1 protein-coding gene and 1 pseudogene are annotated in these 2,896 nt (G+C 69.3%); one reads left to right on the top strand and one right to left on the bottom strand.

What is annotated here, in order from left to right; genetic code table 11:
* A pseudogene (locus Y694_RS25095) lies at positions 1 to 295 on the top strand (energy transducer TonB); the annotation flags it as partial.
* Positions 296 to 334: 39 nt separating this feature from the next.
* Here the strand turns inward: Y694_RS25095 and Y694_RS20955 are convergent.
* The coding region (locus Y694_RS20955; RefSeq protein ID WP_036236247.1) for a [protein-PII] uridylyltransferase at positions 335 to 2,896 on the bottom strand (2,562 nt) is incomplete at its 5' end.

Below are 2,896 nucleotides of genomic sequence, written 5' to 3'. Positions count from 1 at the left end.
GCCCGCCCCGCCGCCGGCGCCGCCGGCCCCGCCTGCTCCCAGCCGCAGCGACATCACGGTGGTCTGCCCGACGCAGGTCAAGCCGGAACTGCCGCGCCGCGCCCTGCAGGAGGGCACTTCCGGCGTGGTACGGGCGCAGGCGCGCATCAGCGGCGGCGTGGTCAAGGAGGTCACCATCCTGTCGGGGCCACGCGTCTTCCACGCCGCGGTGCGCAGCGCGATGCTGCAGTACAAGTGCGTGAGCGGTGCCGACGACGTGATCGCCGTACAGGAGTTCGAGTTCAAGATCGAGTGAAGCCGGCCGGACCGGCGGCCGGCCTGCGCGGTGCCGGGTTCAGGGCGCGATCGCGTCCAGCAGCTCGGTCTCGATGGCGATCTGCTGTCGGTTCTGCTGCAGCGATGCGCCGTTGATCAGGAAGGTGTCCTCGACGCGCTCACCGAGTGTGGTGACCTTGGCGAGCTGCAGGTTGAGCTGGTGGCGCGCCAGAACGCGCGCGATCGCGTAGAGCAGGCCCGATCGGTCGCTGGCCGACACGCTGAGCAGCCAGCGCTGGGCGCGCTCGTCGGGCTTGAGCAGCACCCGTGGCGTGACCGGGAAGGACTTGACGCGACGCGACAGGCGGCCGCGGCTCGGTTCGGGCAGCGGCCCGTCGGCGGCCAGCGCCTCGGACAGCTGGATCTCCACCAGCGAGATCAGGTCGCGGTAGGCCACGTCGACGTACTGTTCGACGTGCTGCGAGATGACCTGGAAGGTATCGAGCGCGTAGCCGATGGTGGTGGTGTGGATCTTGGCGTCGAGGATGTTGAAGCCGGCGCTGTCGAAGTAGCCGCAGATGCGCGCGAACAGGTCGGGCCGGTCCGGTGCGTAGACCAGCACCTGCAGCCCTTCGCCGACGCTGGAGAGGCGCGCCCGCACCACCGGGATGCGGGTGTCGACGTGGCGGTAGAGCGAGCGGGCGTGCCAGGCGATGTCGGCCGCGTCGTGGCGCACGAAGTAGCTGAGCTCCAGCGTGTCCCACAGCGGCTGCTGCACGCCCGGCAGCAGCGAATACAGGTTGAGCACGTGCAGGGCTTCCTGCTTGCGCGCCTCCAGCTCGGCCGCGACGTTGGGCTTGGCGCCGCCGAGCGCGCGCAATGTGGCGCGGTACAGATCCTCGAGCAGTTTGCCCTTCCACGCATTCCAGACCTTGGGGCTGGTGCCGCGGATGTCGGCCACGGTCAGCAGGTAGAGCGCGGTGAGCGTGCGAGGGTCCTTGACCTTGGTGGCGAAGGTCTCGATCACCTCGGTGTCGCTCAGGTCCTCTTTCTGCGCGATGCGGCTCATGGTGAGGTGCTCGCGCACGAGGAACTCGATCAGCTGCGCGTCCTCGCGCGCGATGCCGTGGTCGCGGCAGAAGCGCCGTACCTCGACGCCGCCCAGGTCGGAGTGGTCGCCGCCGCGGCCCTTGGCCACGTCGTGGAACAGCGCCGCCACGTACAGCACCCACGGCCGCTCGAACTGTGCACCGAGCTGCGAGCAGAACGGGTACTCGTGAGCATGCTCGGCGATGAAGAAGCGCCGCACGTTGCGCAGCACCATCAGGATGTGCTGGTCCACGGTGTAGACGTGGAACAGGTCGTGCTGCATCTGCCCGACGATGCGGCGGAACACCCACAGATGGCGTCCCAGCACCGACGTCTGGTTCATCAGCCGAAAGGCGTGCGTCTGCCGGCCCGTGGGGTTGATGAGGATCTGCATGAACAGCGCGCGGTTGACCGGGTCGCGCCGGAACGCGCCGTTCATCACGTCGCGCGAGTTGTACAGCGCGCGCAGCGTGCGCGCCGACAGGCCCTTCATGCCGACCGTCTGCTGGTAGGTCACGAAGGTCTCGAGGATGGCGTGCGGATCGCGCTGGTAGAGGTCGTCGCTGACGACCTCGAGCATGCCGCCACGGTCGAGGAACTTGTCGTTGATGGGGCGCATCGGCGACTTGCCGGTGCCCTGGATCTGCTCCTCGATGTTGAGCATCAGGATCTGGTTGAGCTGCGCCACTGCCTTGGCGGCCCAGTAGTACCGCCGCATCAGCGCCTCGGAGGCGCGCCGCTCGCGCGTGCTCTGGTAGCCGAAGCTCTCGGCCACGGCAGTCTGCAGGTCGAACACCAGCCGATCCTCGCGCCGGCCCGCCACCATGTGCAGACGCGCCCGGATCAGCTTGAGCAGGCCTTCGTTGCGCTGCAGTTGCTTGACCTCGAAGGGCGTGACCATGCCGTTGGCGGCCAGCGCGGTCCAGGTCTTGCCGAGCCGGGCCGCGCGGGCGATCCAGATCACGGTCTGCAGGTCGCGCAGGCCGCCCGGGCTTTCCTTGCAGTTGGGCTCCAGCGAGTAGGGCGTGTCCTCATACTTGGTGTGGCGCTGGTGCATCTCCAGCGTCTTCGCCCGCAGGAACGCGGCCGGGTCGAGCGCGGCCAGGTGGGCACGCCGGAACTCGTCGAACACGCGGCGCGAACCGCACAGGAAGCGCGCCTCGAGCAGAGCGGTCTGCACCGTCACGTCGCGCTCGGACTCGGCCACGCACTCGTCGATGGTGCGCACGCTCGATCCGATCTCGAGGCCGATGTCCCAGCAGGCGGTGATGAAGCCGCCGATGGTGGACTTGAGCGCGTCGTTGTCGTGCGCGTCGCCGTGCGTGGCCGGGAGCAGCACCAGCACATCGACGTCGGAGTAGGGGAACAGCTCGCCGCGGCCGTAGCCGCCCACGGCCACCAGCGCCGCGCCCTTGGGCATCAGCGCGTGCTGCCACAGGTGCAGCAGCGTGCCGTCGACGTGGCGTGCCAAGCCGCGGATCAGCCGCGTGGCGGCCGGTGCGGTGGGGCGCGAGGCGCGGAAGCGCTCGATCAGCGCGGCCTTGCCGTCGCG

The sequence above is a fragment of the Methylibium sp. T29-B genome, assembly GCF_000576225.1.
GTDB classification, from domain to species: Bacteria; Pseudomonadota; Gammaproteobacteria; order Burkholderiales; family Burkholderiaceae_C; genus Methylibium; species Methylibium petroleiphilum.
This window is presented reverse-complemented; position numbering and strand designations above follow the sequence as displayed.